Origin of the sequence: Neisseria oralis (genome assembly GCF_045062685.1) — a bacterium.
GTDB classification, from domain to species: Bacteria; Pseudomonadota; Gammaproteobacteria; order Burkholderiales; family Neisseriaceae; genus Neisseria; species Neisseria oralis.
In genome coordinates, this window is record NZ_JBJGEB010000022.1 from 1 (window position 1) to 6240 (window position 6240).

The window sequence follows — 6240 nt, forward strand, 5'->3', positions numbered from 1 at the left end:
AAATATTTCTTTGAATAACAGTTATTTGCGGGGTGGGGTAAATTTTTGCGGTTGTTTGACTTGACTGGTGGGGTGTGGGAGGGGTATAGTTCGGTTCTTCGCTGCGCTGCGGCGGTGTTTCGGGTTGTTAATTATAGCACGAAGCACGGGTTCTTTAACAATACAGATTACCGATAAGTGTGGGTGCCGAGGCCCCACACTGTTGAGAAGAAGACAAGACGATGTTAGTAGACATTGTTCTGTTGGTTTCTTTGAAGCAGACCAGAAGTTAAGAAGTTAGAGATTGAACATAAGAGTTTGATCCTGGCTCAGATTGAACGCTGGCGGCATGCTTTACACATGCAAGTCGGACGGCAGCGGGGTAGTGCTTGCACTACTGCCGGCGAGTGGCGAACGGGTGAGTAACATATCGGAACGTACCGAGCAGTGGGGGATAACTAATCGAAAGATTAGCTAATACCGCATATCTTCTGAGGAAGAAAGCAGGGGACCTTTGGGCCTTGCGCTGTTTGAGCGGCCGATATCTGATTAGCTGGTTGGTGGGGTAAAGGCCTACCAAGGCGACGATCAGTAGCGGGTCTGAGAGGATGATCCGCCACACTGGGACTGAGACACGGCCCAGACTCCTACGGGAGGCAGCAGTGGGGAATTTTGGACAATGGGGGCAACCCTGATCCAGCCATGCCGCGTGTCTGAAGAAGGCCTTCGGGTTGTAAAGGACTTTTGTCCGGGAAGAAAAGCGCGATGTTAATACCATTGCGTGCTGACGGTACCGGAAGAATAAGCACCGGCTAACTACGTGCCAGCAGCCGCGGTAATACGTAGGGTGCGAGCGTTAATCGGAATTACTGGGCGTAAAGCGGGCGCAGACGGTTACTTAAGCAGGATGTGAAATCCCCGGGCTCAACCTGGGAATTGCGTTCTGAACTGGGTGGCTAGAGTGTGTCAGAGGGGGGTAGAATTCCACGTGTAGCAGTGAAATGCGTAGAGATGTGGAGGAATACCGATGGCGAAGGCAGCCCCCTGGGATAGCACTGACGTTCATGCCCGAAAGCGTGGGTAGCAAACAGGATTAGATACCCTGGTAGTCCACGCCCTAAACGATGTCGATTAGCTGTTGGGCAACTTGATTGCTTGGTAGCGAAGCTAACGCGTGAAATCGACCGCCTGGGGAGTACGGTCGCAAGATTAAAACTCAAAGGAATTGACGGGGACCCGCACAAGCGGTGGATGATGTGGATTAATTCGATGCAACGCGAAGAACCTTACCTGGTCTTGACATGTACGGAACCTTCCGGAGACGGAAGGGTGCCTTCGGGAGCCGTAACACAGGTGCTGCATGGCTGTCGTCAGCTCGTGTCGTGAGATGTTGGGTTAAGTCCCGCAACGAGCGCAACCCTTGTCATTAGTTGCCATCATTTGGTTGGGCACTCTAATGAGACTGCCGGTGACAAGCCGGAGGAAGGTGGGGATGACGTCAAGTCCTCATGGCCCTTATGACCAGGGCTTCACACGTCATACAATGGTCGGTACAGAGGGTAGCCAAGCCGCGAGGTGGAGCCAATCCCAAAAAACCGATCGTAGTCCGGATTGCACTCTGCAACTCGAGTGCATGAAGTCGGAATCGCTAGTAATCGCAGGTCAGCATACTGCGGTGAATACGTTCCCGGGTCTTGTACACACCGCCCGTCACACCATGGGAGTGGGGGATACCAGAAGCAGGTAGGCTAACCGCAAGGGGGCCGCTTGCCACGGTATGCTTCATGACTGGGGTGAAGTCGTAACAAGGTAGCCGTAGGGGAACCTGCGGCTGGATCACCTCCTTTCTAGAGAGAAGGGGTTTGGGCATCCACACTTATCGGTAAACTGTAAGATGCGGCAGGAAGGGTTTGTAGCTCAGGTGGTTAGAGCACACGCTTGATAAGCGTGGGGTCGTAGGTTCAAGTCCTACCAGACCCACCAGAAGCTACGGTCTGCAGGATACGGGGGCATAGCTCAGTTGGTAGAGCACCTGCTTTGCAAGCAGGGGGTCATCGGTTCGATCCCGTTTGCCTCCACCAAATATTTCCCAAATCAAAACGAGTTGCAGCGAAGTGCAGCTTATTTTGATTTGCGAAGTAAATAGCAATATTGAACGCATCGATCTTTAACAAATTGGAAAGCCGAAATCAACAAACAAAGACAATGTGTCTGTTTTTGACGATTGGCCGATTGCAAACGGTCAGTTGTCTCCTTAAAAGGAAAAGAAAAACAGGTACAGTATTTGGGTGATGATTGTATCGACTTAATCCCGAAAGACAAAAGGCGGGATTAAGACACAACAAGCAGTAAGCTTTATCAGAGTAGGAAGTTCAAGTTTGGTATTCTAGTCAACGGAATGTCGGACGAAGTCAGAGAGGTTCTTGAAATGATAGAGTCAAGTGAATAAGTGCATCAGGTGGATGCCTTGGCGATGATAGGCGACGAAGGACGTGTAAGCCTGCGAAAAGCATCGGGGAGCTGGCAATAAAGCTATGATCCGGTGATGTCCGAATGGGGAAACCCACTGCATTCTGTGCAGTATCCTAAGTTGAATACATAGACTTAGAGAAGCGAACCCGGAGAACTGAACCATCTAAGTACCCGGAGGAAAAGAAATCAACCGAGATTCCGCAAGTAGTGGCGAGCGAACGCGGAGGAGCCTGCACGTGATAACTGTCGAGATAGAAGAACAAGCTGGGAAGCTTGGCCATAGTGGGTGATAGTCCCGTATTCGAAATCTCAATAGTGGTACTAAGCGTACGAAAAGTAGGGCGGGACACGTGAAATCCTGTCTGAATATGGGGGGACCATCCTCCAAGGCTAAATACTCATCATCGACCGATAGTGAACCAGTACCGTGAGGGAAAGGCGAAAAGAACCCCGGGAGGGGAGTGAAATAGAACCTGAAACCTGATGCATACAAACAGTGGGAGCACTCTTATGGTGTGACTGCGTACCTTTTGTATAATGGGTCAACGACTTACATTCAGTAGCGAGCTTAACCGGATAGGGGAGGCGTAGGGAAACCGAGTCTTAATAGGGCGAAGAGTTGCTGGGTGTAGACCCGAAACCGAGTGATCTATCCATGGCCAGGTTGAAGGTGCCGTAACAGGTACTGGAGGACCGAACCCACGCATGTTGCAAAATGCGGGGATGAGCTGTGGATAGGGGTGAAAGGCTAAACAAACTCGGAGATAGCTGGTTCTCCCCGAAAACTATTTAGGTAGTGCCTCGAGCAAGACACTGATGGGGGTAAAGCACTGTTATGGCTAGGGGGTTATTGCAACTTACCAACCCATGGCAAACTCAGAATACCATCAAGTGGTTCCTCGGGAGACAGACAGCGGGTGCTAACGTCCGTTGTCAAGAGGGAAACAACCCAGACCGCCAGCTAAGGTCCCAAATGATAGATTAAGTGGTAAACGAAGTGGGAAGGCCCAGACAGCCAGGATGTTGGCTTAGAAGCAGCCATCATTTAAAGAAAGCGTAATAGCTCACTGGTCGAGTCGTCCTGCGCGGAAGATGTAACGGGGCTCAAATCTATAACCGAAGCTGCGGATGCTAGTTTACTAGCATGGTAGGGGAGCGTTCTGTAGGCCGATGAAGGTGCATTGTAAAGTGTGCTGGAGGTATCAGAAGTGCGAATGTTGACATGAGTAGCGATAAAGCGGGTGAAAAGCCCGCTCGCCGAAAGCCCAAGGTTTCCTACGCAACGTTCATCGGCGTAGGGTGAGTCGGCCCCTAAGGCGAGGCAGAAATGCGTAGTCGATGGGAAACAGGTTAATATTCCTGTACTTGATTCAAATGCGATGTGGGGACGGAGAAGGTTAGGTTAGCAAGCTGTTGGAATAGCTTGTTTAAGCCGGTAGGTGGAAGACTTAGGCAAATCCGGGTCTTCTTAACACCGAGAAGTGACGACGAGTGTCTACGGACATGAAGTAACCGATACCACGCTTCCAGGAAAAGCCACTAAGCTTCAGTTTGAATCGAACCGTACCGCAAACCGACACAGGTGGGCAGGATGAGAATTCTAAGGCGCTTGAGAGAACTCGGGAGAAGGAACTCGGCAAATTGATACCGTAACTTCGGGAGAAGGTATGCCCTCTAAGGTTAAGGACTTGCTCCGTAAGCCCTGGAGGGTCGCAGAGAATAGGTGGCTGCGACTGTTTATTAAAAACACAGCACTCTGCTAACACGAAAGTGGACGTATAGGGTGTGACGCCTGCCCGGTGCTGGAAGGTTAATTGAAGATGTGAGAGCATCGGATCGAAGCCCCAGTAAACGGCGGCCGTAACTATAACGGTCCTAAGGTAGCGAAATTCCTTGTCGGGTAAGTTCCGACCCGCACGAATGGCGTAACGATGGCCACACTGTCTCCTCCCGAGACTCAGCGAAGTTGAAGTGGTTGTGAAGATGCAATCTACCCGCTGCTAGACGGAAAGACCCCGTGAACCTTTACTGTAGCTTTGCATTGGACTTTGAAGTCACTTGTGTAGGATAGGTGGGAGGCTTTGAAGCAGAGACGCTAGTTTCTGTGGAGCCGTCCTTGAAATACCACCCTGGTGGCTTTGAGGTTCTAACCCAGACCCGTAATCCGGGTCGGGGACCGTGCATGGTAGGCAGTTTGACTGGGGCGGTCTCCTCCCAAAGAGTAACGGAGGAGTTCGAAGGTTACCTAGGTCCGGTCGGAAATCGGACTGATAGTGCAATGGCAAAAGGTAGCTTAACTGCGAGACCGACAAGTCGAGCAGGTGCGAAAGCAGGACATAGTGATCCGGTGGTTCTGTATGGAAGGGCCATCGCTCAACGGATAAAAGGTACTCCGGGGATAACAGGCTGATTCCGCCCAAGAGTTCATATCGACGGCGGAGTTTGGCACCTCGATGTCGGCTCATCACATCCTGGGGCTGTAGTCGGTCCCAAGGGTATGGCTGTTCGCCATTTAAAGTGGTACGTGAGCTGGGTTTAAAACGTCGTGAGACAGTTTGGTCCCTATCTGCAGTGGGCGTTGGAAGTTTGACGGGGGCTGCTCCTAGTACGAGAGGACCGGAGTGGACGAACCTCTGGTGTACCGGTTGTCACGCCAGTGGCATCGCCGGGTAGCTAAGTTCGGAAGAGATAAGCGCTGAAAGCATCTAAGCGCGAAACTCGCCTGAAGATGAGACTTCCCCTGCGGTTTAACCGCACTAAAGAGTCGTTCGAGACCAGGACGTTGATAGGTGGGGTGTGGAAGCGCGGTAACGCGTGAAGCTAACCCATACTAATTGCTCGTGAGGCTTGACTCTATCATTTGAAGAACTTCAAAGATAAAAGCTTACTGACTGATTCAGTCATCACCAAATATATTGATTAAGGCTTTACCGATTTGTACAGTTTAAGTTTGGCGGCCATAGCGAGTTGGTCCCACGCCTTCCCATCCCGAACAGGACCGTGAAACGACTCAGCGCCGATGATAGTGTGGTTGTTCCATGCGAAAGTAGGTCACTGCCAAACACCCATACCGGACCCCTGATACGAAAAGTATCGGGGGTTGTTTTTTGTGCGGGAGGTGTGGCATGATGCAGACAAATATGTATTATAAAGGGTGTGATTGTAATTTGGTTGTTGATATGGATTGCCGATCTGTTATGATGCTGACTGTTGCGGCGGTTGCCGTGTAGACTTTGATTGAGTGACAAGGATAAAGAAGATGAAGCACATACTGTTTGGCATTCTGGCATTGTTGGCCGTACCGTTGGCGTTGGCGGCGGTCAATATCAATACGGCGACGGCGGCCGAATTGGAGGCGTTGCCGGGCATCGGTCCGGCCAAAGCGAAGGCGATAGTGGCCTACCGCCAGCAGAACGGCCAGTTCAAAACGGTGGAGGATTTGAAGAAGGTGAAGGGTATCGGCGAGGGTATCTTCTCGAAGCTGAAGGATGAGGCGTCGGTGGCGCCGCCAGCGGCGAAAAAGGCCGTGCCGGCGGTGAAACCGTAACCGTGTCGACGGCCCTTGCGGCGGCGGTGCAGGAAAAAGCCGGAACAGTTGTTCCGGCTTTGATGCCGTTTATACGGCCGGAAATGGCCGGGCTAACGCCAATAGCGCCACCACGGCATATCGTCGGGGCGCCACGGTTTTTGCAGGTAGGGGCTGGCCGGAAAGTTGCCGGCCAGAATGCGTCTGCTGTCCGCTGCCAGCTGCGGTTTGCCCAGCTTCTTATATGCCAGCTCCATCATGGC

1 protein-coding gene, 2 tRNA genes, 3 rRNA genes and 1 pseudogene are annotated in these 6240 nt (G+C 51.7%); 6 read left to right on the plus strand and 1 reads right to left on the minus strand.

Annotation, left to right across the window (positions count from 1 at the left end; genetic code table 11):
• The first annotated feature begins 285 nt into the window (after positions 1–285).
• The 6 genes from ACI43T_RS11745 to ACI43T_RS11770 all read left to right on the plus strand — a co-directional run bounded on the left by ACI43T_RS11745 (position 286) and on the right by ACI43T_RS11770 (position 5998).
• Positions 286–1826 (plus strand): 16S ribosomal RNA (locus ACI43T_RS11745).
• Between the two features lie 59 nt (positions 1827–1885).
• Positions 1886–1962, plus strand: a tRNA-Ile gene (locus tag ACI43T_RS11750).
• A 22-nt stretch (positions 1963–1984) separates the two neighbouring features.
• Positions 1985–2060 (plus strand) — tRNA-Ala (locus ACI43T_RS11755).
• Between the two features lie 354 nt (positions 2061–2414).
• A 23S ribosomal RNA gene (locus tag ACI43T_RS11760) occupies positions 2415–5306 on the plus strand.
• A 94-nt stretch (positions 5307–5400) separates the two neighbouring features.
• Positions 5401–5514 (plus strand): 5S ribosomal RNA (gene rrf, locus ACI43T_RS11765).
• Together the 16S, 23S and 5S rRNA genes with 2 tRNA genes alongside form the textbook arrangement of a ribosomal RNA operon.
• A 196-nt stretch (positions 5515–5710) precedes the next feature.
• Entirely contained in the window at positions 5711–5998 is a 288-nt protein-coding gene (locus ACI43T_RS11770) for a ComEA family DNA-binding protein (RefSeq protein ID WP_405387274.1), read from the plus strand.
• 92 nt (positions 5999–6090) lie between these two features.
• Here ACI43T_RS11770 and ACI43T_RS11775 read toward each other — a convergent pair.
• Positions 6091–6240 (minus strand): annotated as a pseudogene (locus ACI43T_RS11775) (outer membrane protein assembly factor BamD); the annotation flags it as partial.